The organism is Flavobacterium salmonis (genome assembly GCF_903819435.1).
In the GTDB taxonomy this organism is placed as follows: domain Bacteria; phylum Bacteroidota; class Bacteroidia; order Flavobacteriales; family Flavobacteriaceae; genus Flavobacterium; species Flavobacterium chungangense.
In genome coordinates this window covers 172552-192004 of the sequence record NZ_CAIJDP010000090.1, presented here as the reverse complement: position 1 = coordinate 192004, position 19453 = coordinate 172552, and the positions used below count along the sequence as shown (strand labels likewise).

General features: G+C 32.9%; 18 protein-coding genes. 3 read left to right on the top strand and 15 right to left on the bottom strand.

Going from position 1 to position 19453, the window contains the following annotated elements:
* Positions 1-8: 8 nt before the first annotated feature.
* The 8 genes from FLACHUCJ7_RS25500 to FLACHUCJ7_RS24495 all read right to left on the bottom strand — a co-directional run bounded on the left by FLACHUCJ7_RS25500 (position 9) and on the right by FLACHUCJ7_RS24495 (position 9073).
* Complete coding sequence (locus tag FLACHUCJ7_RS25500; RefSeq protein WP_230408906.1) at positions 9-263, bottom strand: hypothetical protein; 255 nt, start codon at positions 261-263, stop codon at positions 9-11.
* 183 nt (positions 264-446) lie between these two features.
* Entirely contained in the window at positions 447-1733 is a 1287-nt protein-coding gene (locus FLACHUCJ7_RS24525) for a YaiO family outer membrane beta-barrel protein (protein WP_223255535.1), read from the bottom strand.
* Positions 1733-4102: an alkaline phosphatase family protein gene (locus FLACHUCJ7_RS24520; protein ID WP_180910882.1), complete on the bottom strand. Its 2370-nt coding sequence runs from the start codon at positions 4100-4102 to the stop codon at positions 1733-1735. The genes FLACHUCJ7_RS24525 and FLACHUCJ7_RS24520 overlap by 1 nt, the downstream gene beginning before the upstream one ends.
* Positions 4103-4125: 23 nt before the next feature.
* Positions 4126-5529, bottom strand: a complete 1404-nt coding sequence (locus FLACHUCJ7_RS24515) for a glycosyltransferase family 2 protein (RefSeq protein WP_180910881.1) — start codon at positions 5527-5529, stop codon at positions 4126-4128.
* A gap of 35 nt (positions 5530-5564) precedes the next feature.
* On the bottom strand, positions 5565-6638 hold the full coding sequence (locus FLACHUCJ7_RS24510; RefSeq protein WP_180910880.1) for a HEAT repeat domain-containing protein: 1074 nt from the start codon (positions 6636-6638) through the stop codon (positions 5565-5567).
* 28 nt (positions 6639-6666) lie between these two features.
* Complete coding sequence (locus FLACHUCJ7_RS24505) at positions 6667-7035, bottom strand: response regulator transcription factor (protein ID WP_031454892.1); 369 nt, start codon at positions 7033-7035, stop codon at positions 6667-6669.
* A 500-nt stretch (positions 7036-7535) separates the two neighbouring features.
* Complete coding sequence (locus tag FLACHUCJ7_RS24500; RefSeq protein WP_180910879.1) at positions 7536-8300, bottom strand: TIGR02757 family protein; 765 nt, start codon at positions 8298-8300, stop codon at positions 7536-7538.
* A 107-nt stretch (positions 8301-8407) separates the two neighbouring features.
* Entirely contained in the window at positions 8408-9073 is a 666-nt protein-coding gene (locus tag FLACHUCJ7_RS24495; RefSeq protein ID WP_180910878.1) for an ABC transporter ATP-binding protein, read from the bottom strand.
* 185 nt (positions 9074-9258) lie between these two features.
* Here FLACHUCJ7_RS24495 and FLACHUCJ7_RS24490 point away from each other — a divergent pair, with 185 nt between their 5' ends.
* Positions 9259-9549 (top strand): hypothetical protein, encoded by a 291-nt coding sequence (locus tag FLACHUCJ7_RS24490; RefSeq protein ID WP_180910877.1) that lies wholly within the window; start codon positions 9259-9261, stop codon positions 9547-9549.
* 62 nt (positions 9550-9611) lie between these two features.
* Here FLACHUCJ7_RS24490 and FLACHUCJ7_RS24485 read toward each other — a convergent pair whose 3' ends face one another.
* The 7 genes from FLACHUCJ7_RS24485 to FLACHUCJ7_RS24455 all read right to left on the bottom strand — a co-directional run bounded on the left by FLACHUCJ7_RS24485 (position 9612) and on the right by FLACHUCJ7_RS24455 (position 17612).
* Positions 9612-12383, bottom strand: a complete 2772-nt coding sequence (locus tag FLACHUCJ7_RS24485; RefSeq protein ID WP_230408905.1) for a T9SS type A sorting domain-containing protein — start codon at positions 12381-12383, stop codon at positions 9612-9614.
* 343 nt (positions 12384-12726) lie between these two features.
* Positions 12727-13029, bottom strand: coding sequence for a DUF6787 family protein (locus tag FLACHUCJ7_RS24480; RefSeq protein ID WP_031454887.1), 303 nt, complete (start codon positions 13027-13029; stop codon positions 12727-12729).
* 33 nt (positions 13030-13062) lie between these two features.
* Entirely contained in the window at positions 13063-13500 is a 438-nt protein-coding gene (locus FLACHUCJ7_RS24475; RefSeq protein WP_180910876.1) for a DUF6146 family protein, read from the bottom strand.
* Between the two features lie 88 nt (positions 13501-13588).
* On the bottom strand, positions 13589-14143 hold the full coding sequence (locus FLACHUCJ7_RS24470; RefSeq protein ID WP_180910875.1) for a DUF937 domain-containing protein: 555 nt from the start codon (positions 14141-14143) through the stop codon (positions 13589-13591).
* A 101-nt stretch (positions 14144-14244) separates the two neighbouring features.
* Complete coding sequence (locus FLACHUCJ7_RS24465) at positions 14245-15195, bottom strand: D-2-hydroxyacid dehydrogenase (RefSeq protein WP_078229640.1); 951 nt, start codon at positions 15193-15195, stop codon at positions 14245-14247.
* Positions 15196-15376: 181 nt separating this feature from the next.
* Entirely contained in the window at positions 15377-16447 is a 1071-nt protein-coding gene (gene serC, locus FLACHUCJ7_RS24460) for a 3-phosphoserine/phosphohydroxythreonine transaminase (protein ID WP_078229639.1), read from the bottom strand.
* A gap of 94 nt (positions 16448-16541) precedes the next feature.
* Positions 16542-17612 (bottom strand): acyl-CoA reductase, encoded by a 1071-nt coding sequence (locus FLACHUCJ7_RS24455; RefSeq protein ID WP_180910874.1) that lies wholly within the window; start codon positions 17610-17612, stop codon positions 16542-16544.
* A 137-nt stretch (positions 17613-17749) separates the two neighbouring features.
* On the opposite strand from FLACHUCJ7_RS24455, the gene FLACHUCJ7_RS24450 reads away from it, so the two are divergent.
* Together FLACHUCJ7_RS24450 and FLACHUCJ7_RS24445 are read left to right on the top strand one after the other, a co-directional pair.
* On the top strand, positions 17750-18100 hold the full coding sequence (locus FLACHUCJ7_RS24450; protein ID WP_031454881.1) for a 4Fe-4S dicluster domain-containing protein: 351 nt from the start codon (positions 17750-17752) through the stop codon (positions 18098-18100).
* Positions 18101-18270: 170 nt separating this feature from the next.
* Positions 18271-19434 carry a hypothetical protein gene (locus FLACHUCJ7_RS24445; RefSeq protein WP_078229637.1) on the top strand — a complete coding sequence of 388 codons (1164 nt, stop codon included), beginning with the start codon at positions 18271-18273 and terminating at the stop codon, positions 19432-19434.
* Positions 19435-19453: the final 19 nt, after the last annotated feature.

Genomic DNA, 19453 nt, shown 5'->3' with positions numbered 1-19453 from the left:
CGAACCAATTAGAAAGATGTTTTTTCATCGCTTTTGATGATAAATGAATCATTTTTATTTACACTTTCGGGATTAATTTCAAGAATAATTTTCGAACTATCAACGTTTTCTGATTTGTTATTTTGAATAAAAATTGGATTCTCAAAAGCCTGGTCTAAATAGCTTTTTAAAAGAACGGATGCTTTTTTTGTATAATCATTAGAAGAAACAATACTAATTTCCTGCCCTTTCGTATTTGCTAAATGTAAGGAGTTTTGAGCCATAATTTTGCAGTTTAGAAAAGATAAGAAAACAACAATGCAGAAAGTAGGAAGTTGTTTAATTTGCATTATTTAGAATTGATATTGGAACTTCAAATGAGCTCTGGTTTCATTTTTCTTACCACAAAATTAACTTCAAAGCAGGATAAAATATTGATTGATTTTCTTTTAATTTTTGCCAATTTATTACCTAAATCTAATTTCCCAGGACAATGCAAGGGTTGAAATCCAGAAATAATTGCCCTGGTCAAAAGGAATTTCCTGATGAATGATTCCGAGTTGTGCTCCCCAGGCATTTTGTTTGTTATTGGTAGAAAAATAATAAGAAACATTTAGTTTTTGGGATTGCAGATTTACAATTCGGTCATCATTTGTAAAAAAATAATTCTGATTGAGTTCCGGCGAAATTCCGGCCCCAACATTGATGCCGAAATAATTATCAGCATCACTTCTGTATTTTCGGTATGTTAAAGTACCTGAGGAACTTAATCCATTGTCTCCCGGAGTAAAATAAGGACGGAAAGACCAGTAATTATTTCCGTTGTACCAGGTTACAGAACCAGTATAAATCATGGTTGTTGTATCGTATTGCAAACCTCTGAGCCCTAGCGAAACTTCAAAACTTCTGGGCAGTGATTTAAAAATTTCTGCACCGTATCTATAATCAGGAAATAAAGAAGAACCAGATACACCAAAGTTTAAGTAAGCATACATTCCTTTAGCAATTTTTGGATATAAATCAACCTCATACTGAGTTCCGTACTCCCCAAGTCTTCTGTCGATATTAACTCTCCCAATAATGCTGCCGTACCTGGTTTGGCGGGCATATTTTACAGCATTATAAAACATAGGATCAAAGACATCAGAGTAAATATTGATTTCTGAAGTCACACCAATCGTATTGTTTCGGACTGTTTTTCTCAAAGCCGAATCAGATTCTTTAGTTATAGAATCATTTGGAATCTTACTGGATATCGTTTGAACCCCACCGGCAGTAGCAGTTGGGATCATTGTACTTTCCTGAGCACTTTTCTGCAAGTCCAGTATTTCAGTATCATTTGGAAATTTTTTCAGCGCTTTCTTGCATAATTTCAATGCAAGAAAGGGAAAGTCAGCCCACATTTCATTCTTAATGGCTGCTATCCATGTGGTTTTCCTGTGTGTATCTTTTCCTAAAATTTTTTGAAATTCGGTTCTTGCTTTTTTATAATCTCCATCCCAGGCATAGGTCGAAGCCAAAAATTCACGAACATCATGATAATCGGGATATTTAGTCAGGATGTGTAATAAAGTATCTTGTGCCTGCTTTCTGTTATTGTTGAAAGCCAGGTCACGAGCTGTTTTAAAAGAGACATCAGGGTCGCCAGAATATGTTTTTTCCTGTCCAGTCATTTGAAATGAAACTGAAAATAACGTTATAATGAGAAAAATATAGATTTTAGCAAAAATTTCTTTTTGTATAACAGTGCCCATTACTTATGTTGTTTTGAATTGTTGATTGATTTTTGAGATCTTTCGATCTTTATTTTGATTTCTGGATTTTTTATGCCGTTTGACAATGCTAATTCCCCTGTTTCTATAACTTTTTTATTCTGTTCAGACCACCAATAGATATCCATCAGTGCCAAATAGGCATCATCATACAAAGGCATTCTTTTGATCACAATCAGCAACTCATGTTCTGCTTTTTTATATTCACCGTCCCAACCAAATACTCGGCCTTTTAAAGTCCGTACATCTGAATAATTGGGTAATTCATTTAATATAAAATCGCATAATAAAATCGCTGTTTTGTGCTTTTTATTGAAAGCTAACTCTCTTGCTTTGAAAAACATCTGGTCGGGATTTAATCCTTTGGTTAGTTTGTCGATCTCGATTTGCTCTTCCTTAGTAAAATGAACTCCCTGCTCTTTGTTTAAATTCAATGATTTTGGAATAATTTTATCCTTCTGTGTCAAATATGCATTCAGATGTTTAAAGGTATTAAATTCACTGTTAACCTTATCCAAAATAGCATTGTCACTGATTCTTTCTACATCAAAATTATCTTTTATTTTGTACAATTCACCACTCGAATACAAATATTCTTTATACACATAATCATCAATAGTTCCCTTATTTCGGGTCAAAGGAATACCCTGATTATTCCTGAATTCTTTTGCAGTGTCAAGTCCTTGACCCATCCAGGCGGTTTGATCCAGTTTGTTGAATTTGTAATTATTAAACAAAAAGGAAACCAAACTTGGCGTTACATCCCAGTGCGAAGAAACTGATTTAAACGATTCCGTTCTTTTTAGCATTGGACTAAAAATATACAAAGGCACATGAAAACGGCATAATTTGTCTTTTTGAGGAATAGGAATCAAACGGTGGTCGCCTGTAATTATAAAGATGGTATTTTTATAATCAGGTCTTTTTGCATACGCTTCCATGTAATTTTTAATTGCATTATCAGTGTAATTCAAACAGGCAAAAATATCTTTATAAGAGCCAATTTTTCCTTTTTGCGATTTTAGATTTTCATGGGTATCAATAATAGTATCAATTTTTTTTAAGTATTCATTTTTTTCCGGAAAGTCAAAAGGTTCATGATTGGTAAGGGTTTGAATGATATCCAATCGGGGAAGTTTCATTTTGTTAGTCTCGACTAGTGCTTTCCTGAAAATTTCAGCATCAGGATAACCCCAGGAAAAGCCTCCTGCATTAGCTTTTGTTTGAGAATATTCTGAACCATAATTATTTTTGTCGATTGTATTATCAATGCCGTTTTGATCCAGAAAGTTGATTTTTCTATCAAAATTTGCATCATCTCCAGAATAGAAAGATGTGGTGTACCCATTAGCTTTTAGCACATTTATAAGGGAAAGATGTCTTGGAAACGGATTTAATTCTAAAAATCCTTTCTCACCATAAGTTAATGAACCCAATAATGAAGAAAGTACGGCAAAAGTTCTTCCACCGTTACTTAAAAAATTTTCCCAATACAATGATTTTGGGATCATCGAATCTAAGTAGGGGGTAAATCCTGCATATTCGTTTTTATCAATAAATTCGGCCCCCAAACCTTCAACAACAATAACGACAATATTTGGTTTTTCATTGGTAATATTAAAATAAGGAGCTAAAACATCGGGAGTAGATTTAAAAGGTTTCAGCATCGGATATTCCGATTTGAATTTGATGTTTTGAATGTTTTTGGCTATGTTTTTATCTCTTTCAAACCGAATAATGTCTTTGGTTAAAAACGCCAGCTTATTTTCGTACTTTGAGTCAGAGAGGTCGGGAACAAATAATTTTATAACTCCTGCGATAATTAAGAGTGTAAATATTGCTCCTAAAACGATTTGCTTTTTGCCTAGTTTTGTAAAAGCAAAATAGATTCCCAAATACAATAAAGGAATTATTATAAAGGGAAGGAAATACATAAATGAAAGAGACTCAGATGCTGTTACGGTTGTGTATGTGTCTGACAGAGAATAACCTAATAGATCTGCTCCCAGGTTGACAAGGGTTGTAGAACTATATTTTACCAATGCAAACTGAATAATTACAATCAAAGAGAAAACTATTTTGATAAATAATACCCCAAGATGCTTTTTGATATAATTTAGTATGAAATAAAATGGACTAAAGAGCAATCCTATAAATATTCCGGTGCAAAAATCATTTGACAATTTATAGATTAATATAGTGCTGCTATTTTGGTTTGCTGAACCATTAGTAGTTGATAAAGTTTCAAATAAACTTAATAAGCAAAATATAACAATTACCGAAAAAATTAAATTGATATAGGTATAAGTATGGCTATTATTTAAAATATCTTTTAATTTTTTTATCATCATCTTTAGAAGTCTAAATTAAGTATTTATGCTTTAGTCATTCCCTTTCGCGTCATATGTCCCCATTCTATTTTTTTGTAAAAACAGTAATTTATATTTCCTTTTATTGCTGAGTATAGAATTATTGGATGAATTACCAAAGGTTCTAAAAAGGCTATTATTATTAATTTAAAACCTATTGATTTTTTTTTGTATTGATGGTAAGTAAGCTCTTCAGAGAAAATTGCAACAATTGAAAACATAACTGAAAACGTATAAGCCAGAATAATAAATGCTAATGCATAATCCCATCTTACTTCATTGAGAGCGATAAGAATCCCAAAATACAGGATACCTGCAACTTCAATAATTGGAGCCAATCTTTCAAAAACCAGCCAATACGGATAACTGACAAGTCCTAAGGATCTATATTTGGGATTAAATGCTATTTTACGGTGTTTTCTAAGTGTTTCGATAGTTCCACGGGTCCATCTGTTTCTTTGGGATATAAATGTTTTGTAATTGTCCGGAGCTTCTGTCCAGCATAATGGATCCGGAATATAAGCAACTTTGTATTTTTCTTCGAGTTCTTCCATGTGTCTTCTCATTCGAACAATAATTTCCATATCTTCTCCAACAGTATTTGTATCGTAACCACCAACATCGATAGCTATTTTTTTATCAAATAGACCAAAAGCGCCAGATATTACCAATAGTCCGTTTAGCCTGCTCCATGCCATTCTTCCTAATAAAAAAGCCCTTAGGTATTCTAAAATTTGTCCTTGTTCCAGCCATGTTTTAGGAAAGTTTATATCGAGTAATTTACCATCGTTAACAATACAGGAATTAGCAATTCTTATCACACCTCCCGAAGCAATTACTTTAGTATCGGTTGATTCCAGAAAAGGCTTAATCATTTTTTGAAGTGCGTCTTCTAATAACAAGCAATCTACATCTATACAGGCTACATATCTGTTTTTACTCATATTTAGTCCCATATTCAAAGCATCAGCCTTTCCTCCGTTTTCTTTGTCAATTACAGTTAATTTGTCAAAAGCAGGATTTGTAGATTTATAAACACCTTTTCGTAATGGTTTTGTTTTAATATGTTCATTGATAAGATGATCAATTTGAACCAGGTCGTAGGCTTGAATGAGCTTGCTTAAACTGTCATCTTTACTTCCGTCATTTACAATAATAACATCATAATTTACATAATGACTTGATAACAAAGACCGAACATTTTCTACAATATTCAAACTTTCATTGTAAGCAGGCGCTATAATTGAAATTGATGGAGAAAAAGTAGAGGATAGTATTTCCTTGTAATTAACAAAGCTGTTTTTTTTAATATATTCAATGGTTTCGACAGCTGAAATCATTGCTAATAGGATATAAGATGCAATAGCAAATACAGAAAATACAAGAAAAAAATAATGAATGACTGACATTAAAATTTAAACTTTACTCGATTGATACTATTCAATTAGGCTGTTAATGCTTTTTTAAATTCGGCTTCATATAATGCATATTCTTCAAAATTAATGTTTTTTAAAATTTCCATTACTAACAGCCTTATTTCAGAATTTTCGTGATGTATTTGCTCTAATATAAAAGGTTTGTCACTAGCTTCATATACATTTGCCATCATTTTAATAAAAGCAATTTGTTCTTCATGACTGCGTTCATTAAAATTGTTTTTCAAGATGTTTTTAGCTTCAAATATGTTCAAATCACTCAAGACAGAAATTGTATTGATTCTTACATCTTCGCTCTTGTGGTGCAACAGCTCAATAAGTTCTTCTTTTGCCTCAAACTGATTATAAACTTTGGCAAGTTTTAGCGTAAAGACAACCACCGAATCATTTGATGATTTCAGCCATGGTCTAATGTCTGCAATTTGTGTGTCATTATTAATTTGAAGAATTTCTAATAATTGAATCTGATCCCACTCGGATAAAGGGGTTTGTAAAACATTCAAAAAATCAAGTCCTTTAAAGGCATACAGGTAAACCAGATACAATTGCATTTCTTTACGAACTTCCTTCTTTGGATGATTGATGTTGTTCATTATTATTTTATGAACTGCCTTTATTTTGAATTGAGTAAGCTCTCTGATACCAATTGCAATAACTTCCCATTTTTTATTTCTTAACTTTGCTAATGAGTAACGTAAAAGTCCCAGTTTTACAAAGAGTTTGTCAATTGATTCGCCCATTTCACCGGATATTTCATTTCTTAATTTCAATAATATTGAAACTATTATTTTTCTTTTAAAAGGATTGGCAATGCTTTTTTTTAATTTGTCGATAATTTTTAGCTGCTCCGTACTAAATGCTTCGTTATCATTTCCGGCATATAAATAGGTCACAAGATAGGATTCGTACTTTTCCTGATATTTATAGACTATCTTTTCATTGGCTCTTAAATAATTTCTTAAATATTTGAGGTAAAAAGCCAGTAAAAAGATGATGGTAAAAAAAATGCTACTAAACAACCATACCAATTGAATCATTAGAGAAGTGTTTTCGAAATATCCTAAAATGTCGTTAGTATTCATGACTTGAAACTAATTAATTTTTGAAATGCTAATTCAGTATTTTTTTTATTCTTATTACTAATTCATGAGGGCTAAAAGGTTTACTCATAAAATCAGTAGCGCCCAAATCAAATGCTTTAAGCACTATTTCTTCTTGCCCGGCTGCCGAAAAAACAATAATTGGTGTTTGTAAATTCAATTTGTTTCTTACATGACTTATTACTTCCAGTCCGCTAACATAGGGCATCATAATATCTGTTAAGACTAATTCCGGACGATATTCTTCTATTAATGTAATTGCCTGTTTGCCGTCTATAGCTATTAAAAGTTCGTACCCTTCTTTTTCTAATCTAACTTTCAATAACAATGAGAGTACTGAATTGTCTTCGGCTAAAACTATTTTTTTAGAGCTGTTCATTTTGTTATGAGTATTAAACCAGGTTTGTAAATTAGTTTCAAAAATTACAATGAAATTTATTTGTAGTTTTAAATAGACCAGTCTTATCTAATAAATTAATTTATTTATTATCTATACAAACTAAATGAGGAAAACGTTATTTTCTTTAAAAAATAAATTTGGAAGAAATTATATAAACCAAATATAATCTATTTTTATTTAAAAATATCCGATAAAGTGCTAAAAAACAACGTTATAATGCATTTTTTATTTTTAAAACAAGTTTGTTATAACGATATAACAATGAGTTTTTGATTTAGAAAACGTTAATTTCCAAATCAGTTTTTTTAATAAAATAAATACAGGGATAGTTTTTTTGATTATGAAGAGCAGCAAAGCCTGAACATTTCGAAAAATAACTGTAATTCGTAATAAAGTTATTTTCAAAATATTCTTTAATGAAATTCAGGAACGTTAAGTTTTATATTCTTTAATAAGTTTTCTGAATATCAGGGATTGAGTTAAAAACCTTCGAAAACACCTAGGCCAAATAAGGCAAAATCATATTTTACAGGATCAGAGGAATCCATTTTGCGGAGCTTATGGTCTAATTCGGCCAGGGCTTTTGCGTCATTTTGCTTTCGATTAAGTAATCCTAATTTACGTGCTACATTTCCCGAATGGACATCTAAAGGACAAGACAATAAAGAGGGAGGAATGCTCTTCCAGATTCCTAAATCAACTCCTTTTGTATCTTGACGGACCATCCATCGTAAGTACATATTGATGCGTTTTGCTGCCGAATTATTAAGAGGATCCGAAACGTGTTTTTTTGTTCTTGGCAGATGGTCAATTTCAAAAAATATTTTTTTGAATTCATGAATACTTTTTTGCAGGCTATCCTCTTCCTGATGTTTTGCAAAAACGGTTTCTAATCCATTGTGATTTTTATAGATATGCTGTAATCCTTTGATAAAACCTGCAAAATCTTTTCCGTTAAACGTACGATGAACAAAATTTTCTAAGCGTTCTAAATCCGAATCAGAATGTGACATTATAAAATCGTAAGGTGTATTGCCCATTAAATTCATCATCTGATGAGCATTTTTGATGATCATTTTTCGATTTCCCCAGGCAATCGTTGCACTTAAAAATCCTGCGATTTCAATATCTTCTTTTTGGTTAAAAAGATGCGGAATCTGAACGGGATCGCTTTCTATAAAGTCGAGATTATTATACTGCATGACTTTTTCGTCAAGAAATTCTTTGAGTTCTTTTTGGGTCATGTTTAAAATGAATGTTTTGTTATTCTGATGCCTAGCCCAGATGGGAGTGGCATCCTTTTATGGCGGGGTTCGCCAAAAAAGATAAAGCGTACAGCTGGAAACTGCTCCTAATTACTAATCTGTCCATCGACCATGACCAATTTTCTGTCGGCCATATTTGCCAGTTCCTCATTATGTGTTACGATAACAAATGTTTGTCCGAACTCGTCACGAAGCTGAAAAAACAATTGATGTAAATTTTCGGCAGAGTGGGTATCCAGGTTTCCGGAAGGTTCATCCGCAAAAATTACATCCGGTTTGTTAATTAAGGCCCTTGCTACAGCAACACGCTGCTGTTCTCCACCTGAGAGTTCGCTGGGTTTGTGATTAATTCTGTGCGATAATCCTAAATAGTCCAGTAGTTTTTTAGCTTCTGCTTCTGTTTCAGAGGGTTTTTTACCTGAAATATACGCTGGAATGCATACGTTTTCCAGAGCTGTAAACTCAGGTAAAAGCTGATGAAACTGAAATATAAAACCTAAATTGAGATTTCTGAATTTTGATAAAGCTTTATCGTTGAGTCCTAAAACGTTTGCTCCGTTTATGGTAAGAGAGGTTTCTGCATTTGTTTTTTCTGGTTTGTCTAAAGTTCCTAAAATGTGCAGTAAAGTGGTTTTTCCGGCTCCTGAGGCACCAACAATTGAAACAATTTCCCCTTTTTGAATATGTAGATCAACTCCTTTTAAAACTTCAAGCTTATCGTAGAATTTATGTATGTTTTTTGCGTGTATCATTTGGAAACTGTTTTTACAAAGAAACAAAGATTCTGCCGATATTGAAATGTGTCGTAACAGAATTTTATGAATCTGATTTATCGGCATGTTTATTGACGTGGGAATTTAGAAATTAATTGAATTAATAAAATAATTTATAGTGGTTAAATTATTTTTAATTTTAGTTGTAATTTAAAAGTCACATTATGCAGGATTTAAAGGTTGTTGAAGATAACAGAATACAGAAATTAATAATTGGGTTAGTTCTGGATGGAATTGGTACGATTTCATTTTCGATTCCGCTTTTAGGAGAGTTTTCAGATGTAATCTGGGCACCGATTGCAGCTTTAATCATGTCCAGAATGTACAAAGGCAGAGTAGGGCGGGTAGCAGGTATTTTGACTTTTGTAGAAGAGATACTTCCGTTTACCGATGTGATTCCGTCTTTTACGATTACATGGATTTATACTTATTTCTTTCAGAAACAAAAAGAATGATAATAATAAATGGCAGCTATTAAGCTGCCATTTATGTTAAAAACTAAAAAACAAACTTAAACTTATTGAACTACAATCTTTTTGCTATGTAAAACTTTTTTTGTTTCCGGGTCAGAAACTTTTATAATAAAAACGCCTTTTGATTTTAAATTGATGTTTTCCTGAGTTTTTCCGGTAATGATTCTTCTTAGTACTTCTTTGCCTAAAATATCAAATACTTTAAGTTCTGCATTGTTGCCGTCATTTTCCATCAAAACAGAAAATGAACCGTTATTTGGTACAGGCCAAACCGTAAATGCGGTGCTTTCTTTATTTGTTTTTTCTGTGGACAAGTTAGAGCTATACCCGCTAACGATATTAACTGTGCGTGTCATAATTGCTCCTTCATTATCAGTAACAGTAAAGTCAAAAGAACATAAACCAGTTGCGTTTGGGGTAAATCCTGCAATATTTCCATTAAGAGTAACATTTCCGTTAACAGGATTAGACAGCGAATAGTTAACTCCGTTTGTAAAACCTCTTGATATTTTCTGTAAATGAACATCGACTTTATTTCCTGTTGGAGAATCGTAATGAGGAAGAGACATCCATTGTAAATATTTGTCTAAATTGGTATATCCGTCTAAGTCTGTATCAGCATTACTATCTGAAAAATCTCCTGTACCTGAATTTGTATTTGTACCTATAATTGTTTCCCACCAATTCGGTAATCCGTCCTGATCTGTATCCCAGTTTGCGTCTCTGACAATTTCAGCGTATGTTTCGTATCCGCCAACATCAGATTCGTTATCCGGGAATCCTGGTTTGTTGGTTACACTTCCTCTGTATGTGTAAGTTCCGTTTAATGTCTCTGTGATGATTCTTTCATCATGCACATCAAATTCAGGTTGAGTGCACCCAACATCTGATAAAACAATTTTATAGGCGGTTTTTGCAGATTGTGTGGTTACGTATGAAGGAAAAAATGGTGTGTTGACAAAATTGTCAAAAGTATTAGTCGCTCCGTTTTTATAAGTAGATCTTCTTCCGATTGTTTGATTGCTTTCGTCAAAATAGCCAGGCATAACATTTCCATTAAAATAACATTGTTGCATTCCTTTTCCGGTATTTTCGTTATCCGCACTAAATGCAACAAATATTTTGGAACCGGCACCAGGCTTGTAATAATTGTTTACAAAATTGACTTCTTTGGTTCCTCCATCAGTTGTTCTTCCTCCCCAATTATAAACTACATTATTAGTTATGTCCATTCTGCCGGAATAAAAACCATTGCCATCTAATCCGCCTCCTAAACTCCAATTACGGCCATAATTATGTGCCAATAAGTTATGATGAAAACTTCCAATATCACCACCGATGGTTGCTGCATAACCATGTTCAGTACCAGCAGGATAATTTTCATGCCCTGCAGCATTTAATGCTTCAGATATTAAGGTTCTTTGTAATGTGATATTTTTTCCTGAACGCGAACTAAAAGCCTCGTCAATTGTCCAGCTGATGGAACAATGATCAATGATACTATTATCAGCACCGGTTAATCCCATTCCATCAAAAGTGGATCCTCCTCCTAATCGAACTCTTATATTTTGAACGATAGCATCATTTCCTGTTATTCCGAAAGGTGCTGTGCGAATACAAATTCCTTTTCCCGGAGCCGTTTGCCCGGCAATAGTTACATAAGGCTGACTTGAAACCAAACGAGAATTAAGCTTAATGATTCCAGATGTATTAAAAACAATGGTCCTCGGCCCAATATCGTTAGTAACAGCTTCACGTAAACTTCCTGGGCCACTGTCATTTAAATTGGTAACGGTAACAACTTTTCCGCCTCTTCCACCACGGGCAAAGCGTCCATAACCTTCAGCGCCCGGAAAAGCGAGTTGAGCAGGACGAAATCTCCAGATGTTACCTTTTGTGATTTCATTATTCGCTAAAACTTCATCTACCCTCCAATAGTATGTCTCACCTGTATATAATCCGTTTGCCTGGAAAGAAGTATTTGCTTTGAGTTGATTACCTTTAAATTCAGGTGAAGATGTATTAGCGGCTTCCAATGCTGCTAAATTAGTTCCAAAATAGATATTATGTGATACAGCATTAATGGCAGATGTCCATGTTAATGTTTTATTGCCTGAACTTAATTCTACGTGTTCATCATTATGTTTAGGAGCAGGATTTGTAGCCTGATTAAAAATATTAGGCGTGTTTAATTCAAATCCGTTTAGCATTACATTTTTGTAAGTTTCACTACCAGATCTTTCGGCAGCAAAAAGAATAATTACATCTTTTCCTGTAGTTGCCTGAAAGGTTAAATAAGCCGATTTTGCATCTGCTGTTTTGACTGCTCTCACGCTTGGAATTAAATTATTGATTACTAAATTGCCATCTACCGATATATCAATCGGACTAAAAGTATAAACGGGGCTATCTACTGCATTCAAAAAAGCGAGCAGGGTATGGGTTCCTGTTTCTAAACCACTAATTTTTACTTCTATTTGGCCACCTTCATTTGCAGTACCATTTTTTACAGTAACTCCATCACAGACTAATCTGGCATAATAAGGTGATGAAATTCCGGCTTTGTACCAATTGGTTCCTAATATGTCTCCTTTGTCTCCTACACGAGTTAGTGTAAATGTTACTCCGTTTACAGTTTTAGTGTCTGAATTTGTTGTAATTACCCAAGGAGTATAGTCTGGTTCGCCTACTTCAGTTGTTTGTCTGCCTGATTGATCAAAATCGATTTTCACTACCGGATTTTGAGCAAATATTTTTGTCATAGACATTGTAAGGCATACAATTGCCATTACAAATTTCATTGTATTGTTGAACATTATGATTGGTTGGTTTAAGTTAGTAAAGAATTAAATCTTCATCGTAAAGTTTTAAAATACTTGAAATAAAACTGTCCTGTCCCATCCTGTTCTGGTAATGTGTTTTGTATGATATAGTCATTATTTTTTAATATAATGCATGTTTTATATTAAAAAACCAAGGATATTCTTTGGATTTGGTGTGAATACAGACAGGTAATGTTCTTTTTTTAAAACTACAACTGTTCTGTGTCTAAAGAAGAATAATAGTACAGATGAGTCAATAAAAAAAAGTTTATACAGATAACTATTTTAGTTTGGTGGCAAGTAGCAAGTAGTCAGATTGAACTATAGCGTGAAAAAATTAATCTTTAAATAAAAAACCAAGCCCCATACTCTTAAGCATTTTCTTTTCGAAGTTCCAAAAAAAACGAAATTGTCCAAATAAAGTTCCTATAGCAACTAGCAGAATTTGATAAATAGGAAAAATAATTAATAGTCGAATTAAAGTAAACCAGCCCCCAAAATCTTCTTTAGTTATATTTAATAATTCACAAAAAGGTCTGGACAGCCAGGCAGATGCCGATCCGGTGATGGCAAATACAATAAATATAATAACAAGTTGAAAATTTGAGGTAATGCCCCAACGTTGCTTTAATCTGTTCATTATTTGTTTGTAGTGATTACAAATATACTAACATTATCGTTGTGGTACATATCCGGCGAGCTTTTGTTTGAAAGTATTTTGAAAATAAATCATATAGTTATATATCAGGTAGTTTACTTCGTACCCATACTTTATATGTGGCTGATAATCGATAGTCATTTCATATAAATTCGGATTGTATCGCTGAGGCTGTAAAACACGGCTGTTCCATTCTGTTACATACATCAGGTTTTTATTTTCCAGATAAGCTAATGAATAATAATTTCTTGGTAATGCCTGAGAGGCAAGCCAGAAGCTAAATCCGTTATCAATAATAATAACTTCATATTCTAAAGAATCATTTGCAATCCGAACGGTATCGTTTACTGCTATTTGTGATGTAGGACCGTCTATAACAGTCTTATTCTTAGAAGATGATGAACAGGCAATTACTGTAAATAAAACTCCGAGTATGTAAATTAAACTTTTCATAATTTAAAATTACGAAAAAATAAGAAGACGGTTTTATTATTTAACAAAAGCCATTTGCAGTTAAGTAAACGGCTTTTGTTTATTAAATCTATTTTTTGAACAGCCTTCCAAAGAAGCCGCTAAGACCACCACTTTTAGCAATCACCATAACATCACCAACATCTAATTTTCCGTCAGCGTTTTGATCCAGGCCAAATTGTACTCCATATTTTGAAATCGTATCCATGATATTTGTAGCCTGACCACTGTTTCCGGAAATGGCATTTACAATATCAGAAATTTGAAAACTTCCGTCTTTTGGGTCTTTTGCCTTGTTAACCAAAGAATTTAAAACTTGCGGAATAAGGCTTGCTGCAACATTTGAAGAGGTGTCAGTGTTTAAACCAAATTTTTCACCAAGGTTTCCAGATAATTGTTGCGTTAGTTGCTGTACTACAGGATTTGAACTGTCAATTGTTTTTTCCTGAAATAAACCAGCTAATTGTTCAACACCTCCTTCAGAAGCTATTTTTTGTAATCCTGAAAAAATAGAGTTTCCTGTTTCTTTTATTATTTCTTGATTATGCTCATTTGGAACGGCATTATTTTTAACAACAGCTTCTTCTCCGAATTGTTGTACTAACTGAGTTAATTGGTCTAACATGATTCAAGGTTTTTAGATTAGACTCAAATTTAATAAAAAAAGAAAGGGGATTTATTAAGCAATGTTAATAAATCCCCTCAAAATTATTTAGTTATAATGAATTAACTTAATAAAGTAATAATTTGTGAAGCTAACTCAGTACCAATTCTGTCCTGAGCTTCTCCTGTTGCAGCTCCTATGTGAGGAGTCAATGAAATTTTAGAGTGCATTAAAATAGCCATTTCAGGTTTTGGTTCGTTTTCAAAAACGTCTAATCCTGCAAATGCTACTTTTCCTGAATCTAAAGCTTTTACAAGAGCTACTTCATCAATAACACCTCCACGAGCACAGTTTACGATTCCAACACCATCTTTCATGATTTCAAATTCTTTTTCACCAATGATGTAACCATCCTGAGCAGGAACGTGTAATGTAATGAAGTCTGATTCTTTTAATAATGATTCCAATGATTGAGGAACGATCGTAGTCGTAATAGACTGACCATCAAAAAACTCAACTTTTACATCAACTGAAGGAATATAACCATCAGCAGCAATAACTTTCATACCTAAACCAAGAGCCATTTTTGCTGTAGCCTGACCAATACGGCCAATACCAACAATACCTAAAGTTTTACCTCTTAATTCAGTTCCATTTGCGTAGGCTTTTTTCAAACCGTCAAAGTTTGAATCACCTTCCAAAGGCATATTTCTGTTAGAATCATGTAAAAAACGAACACCAGAAAGTAAGTGTCCAAATACCAATTCAGCAACAGATTCTGATGAAGAAGCAGGGGTGTTAATTACGTGAATTCCTTTACTTTTAGCATAATCAACATCGATATTATCCATACCAACACCACCACGTCCGATGATTTTGATACCAGGACAAGCATCAATAATATCTTTACGTACTTTGGTTGCACTACGCACCAAAACTACGCTTACATTATTTTCGTTAACAAAATTAGCAACTTGTTCCTGAGCTACTTTTGTAGTGATAACTTCAAATCCACCTTTTTCTAAAGCTAGAATTCCACTTTTAGAAATTCCGTCATTCGCTAATACTTTCATTTTAGTTTATGTCTTTGCGAGGAACAAAGCAATCTCGTCCTCAAATTAATTTTCTTTTTTTTTGTTTAGAAGCTAATTCCCGCTATTCATTTCAATCTTTTATGTTTTAAAGAAAAACATAAAAGGATTTCCATTTCTATCGGGGCTAGGGCTCTGGTATTCAATTGATATTTTTCAGGAACTAAACTTTAGTTTCCAAAGCTTTCATTACATCAACTAAAACCTGAACACTTTCGATAGGCATAGCGTTGTAAATAGAAGCTCTGTAACCACCCACAGAACGGTGGCCAGGTAATCCTGAAACTCCTGCTTCTTTCCATAGTTTGTCAAAGGTTTCAGTGTGATCAGCATTGTTTAATAAGAATGTCACATTCATATTTGAACGGTCTTCAACAGCTGCAGCACCTTTAAATAATGGATTTCTGTCGATTTCAGTATATAATAAAGAAGCTTTTGCATCATTTAATTTTTCAACAGCAGCAACTCCGCCTTGAGCTTTAATCCATTGCATAGTCAATAATGACACGTAAACAGAAAAAACAGGAGGTGTATTGTACATACTTTCTGCTTTGATGTGTTTAGTATAGTCTAACATACTAGGGATTGCTCTTCCGTTTTTGCCTAAAATTTCTTCTTTCACTACTACAAGTGTAGTTCCTGCAGGGCCCATATTTTTTTGAGCTCCGGCATAGATTAAATCAAATTTAGAAAAATCTAAATCGCGTGAAAAAATATCAGAACTCATATCGCAAACAACCGGAATGTTGGTTGTAGGGAATTCTTTCATTTGAGTTCCAAAAATAGTGTTGTTGCTGGTACAGTGAAAATAATCTGCATCAGCCGGTATTTGGTATCCTTTTGGGATATGGTTATAATTTTCTTCTTTTGAAGAGCCTACAATAACAGTTTCTCCAAAAAATTTAGCTTCTTTAATGGCTGCTGTCGCCCATGTTCCTGAATCTAAATAAGCTGCTTTTCCGTTCTCTTTCATCAGGTTGTAAGGAGCCATTAAAAATGCTGTACTTGCTCCACCCTGTAAAAACAAAGCCTGATATCCTTTGCCTGTAAGGCCTAATAAGTCTAAAGCCAATGCACGGGCTTCATCCATAACAGCAACGAAATCCTTGCTTCGGTGCGAAATTTCAAGAATTGATAATCCTGAATTATTAAAATCTAAAACTGCTTTTGATGCTTTTTCAAAAACTTCCTGAGGTAAAATACTTGGTCCTGCGCTGTAGTTGTGTTTTTTCATGGTATAGTTAAAAGTCCAAATTTTAAAAACGCAAATTTCGGGAATACGAGCCGAAAAACCGTTAAATTATTCGCAATAATTATAAATTTTTAACCTATGTTATTAACAAAAACGATATAGTATCAATATTGTCTGCGTAATCCCATAATTCCGGAGTCTGGGTTTTGCCAAAAGAAATACTGTTTTTAATCAGATTATTGCTTACAATGCATTGAATTTGCTCAGCATCAGCTTCGAGACGGTTTTGTAAATCTTCTATGGTTTCATAAAATTCATAAAAAACGCTGGAAATAGGAGAAGCATAACTGGAATCTTCTTTTATGGTCAAAAATCCATTGTCCAGTAATTTGAAATTACTCATCAAAAAAACAGCTTTATTGTAGTCATAATTATTAGCATATTTTTCGTAATGAATAACATCCTGATATTTAAAAATAGCTTCAAAAAAAGTATCAAATTTGTAATCTTTCGGAACAAAAAGTTTAGATACATTGCGGCATCCCAAACCAAAATAGCGAAAAATATCTTCACCTAAAGCTTCTAAATCTTCTTTTGTTTCCCGACCGTTTAAAACAGCAACAGAATTTCTGTTTTTACGAATAATGGATGGTTTGTCTTTAAAATAATATTCAAAATAACGTGCTGTATTATTGCTTCCGGTCGCGATTACGGTGTCAAAATTTTCTAATTTTCCTTCCACGAAAGTGATCTTATCTTTTAAACTTTCATCAGTAAAAATTAAGTATTTGGCTAAAAACGGCAGTAAATGCTGATCATTTGAAGAAGTTTTAATCAAAGCTTTATTTCCTGTAATCAAAACCGATAAAAAATCGTGAAAGCCAACTAATGGAATATTTCCTGCTAAAATTAAGGCAACAGTTTTTTCTTTTCTGTTGTTTTGAGAAAACTCAGATTCGTAGTTAGAAAGCCATTTATCAAGGTTTTCTTCTGTAAGGGCATCAGACCACGATTTTATTGCAAAAGATACTTGTTCAGGAGTGTACCATCCGTTATGTGACTGCGAAAGCTGAATAAGTTTTATAAAATCTTCAAAAAACAAATCATTACCTAAAACCGATTCATTACGGGTATTTCCTTCTTCTGAAAACTGACTCAAAAACCGGCCCAGTGCTATAAAAGATTGTTTTTTTTCGTTTTGTAACATAAGTAATTTGTTTATGAAAGGTTTTGATTGTAATTTTGCACAAAAATAAGCTATATTAAGTTATAAGGCAAAGCAGAATAAAATGTTTGGCATTTTTTGTAAAATCTTATAATTTTTAACCCGTAACCAAGAATAAAATGGCAATAATTATAACCGATGAATGCATCAATTGTGGGGCTTGTGAACCAGAGTGCCCAAATACAGCAATTTATGAAGGAGCTGATGATTGGAGATATAAAGACGGAACAAGTCTTTCAGGAAAAGTAATTTTACCAGACGGAACTGAAGTTGATGCAGATGATGCGCAAACTCCAATTTCTGATGAAGTATACTATATCGTTCCTGGAAAATGTACAGAATGTAAAGGTTTTCATGATGAACCACAATGTGCTGCAGTATGTCCGGTTGATTGTTGTGTGCCAGACGATAATCACGTAGAAGATGAAGAAACCTTGTTGAACAGACAGGCGTTTTTACACGGAGAATAATATTTAGCATTAAGAATGTAAAATCCTGATTTTTAAAAACTCAGGATTTTTTTTTATTCCAAATTTTCTTATTTTGAAAAACATTACTCCTTTGATTTTTAATGTTTTATTTTTAAAATGTTAATTTATTAATCAAAAATTAATACTTTCGTTGAAAATTTAATAAACTCATGAGCAGATTAGTACTATTATTAGTTCTTTTTTTAAATTTAAATGCCTTTGCACAGGAACAAGAGTATTCTATAATTGTAAAAGATATAGAAACGTTAATGCCTATAGAAAACGCAACGGTACTTATTATGAAAACGAAGCAGACTTTGATTACTAATAAGGACGGAAAAGTAACTTTTCTGTTAAATGGAGCTTCTAATGTTCAGGTTTCTGATACGGATTATGAAAAACTGACACTTCGATGGGCTTCTTTAAAAGAAGACCAATTTGTAGTTTATTTAAAAAGCAGCCATAATAAACTGGATGAAATCGTAGTTTCAAATGAAAACCCTCAAAAAACACTTCAAAAAATTGTTTCTAATTCAAGGCAAAAATTAGCCTCTTCTTATCGGTTAAAAGTATACGTAAGAGAGTTTTTTATGTTAAATAATAAATACTCTTATTATAATGACGGACTGGTAAATTTTCAATTTTCTGTTAGCCAGAAAAAAGCAACTACTACGTTACTGGTAGAGCAAAACAGGTCTTACGGGTTGTTGGAAAAAGATATCAGCGCCGATTTAATGGGCTATAATTTGAATAATATTATGGAAAATTATTCCAATTTAAAGTATTTCGATCCGCTTTTGGATTCGAAAACAAAAAAGGAGTATAGTTTTACAACCAAAGGACATCCCAATAATAAGAACTATTATATAATGTCAGTAACTCCGTTGGATAATTCAAAAACTGCCTTGGATACCTACGAAATTATTTACGATCCTGAAAAAAAACTGATTGTAGAATTTAGTGTTATTATAGTACCTGCTAATCTTGCTGAAATTCAGGAGAATGAACAAATTGGTTCTCAAAACATCACAAAATCGTCTGTAAGGGTTAATTACAGGATAGATGGTTTAGACTATTATCTATTGACTGCAAATGAAGAAATAGGGTATGATTTGGTTTTAAAAGAGGAGATAAAAAATATTCAGGTTAGGAATAGTTTTATAACAACCAATTTCAACAGACAAAATTTTACGTATAAAGAAAGTGATGTTTTTAAAGAAAAATCACTTTTTAATAAAAAAAATAAAGTCCTGACTAAGTATTGGGATATATCCGGATTCACTGCTACTGATGAAGAAAAAGGAATTATTGATTCATTAGAATTTAAATTATAAACAAAAAATCCTGAGTTTT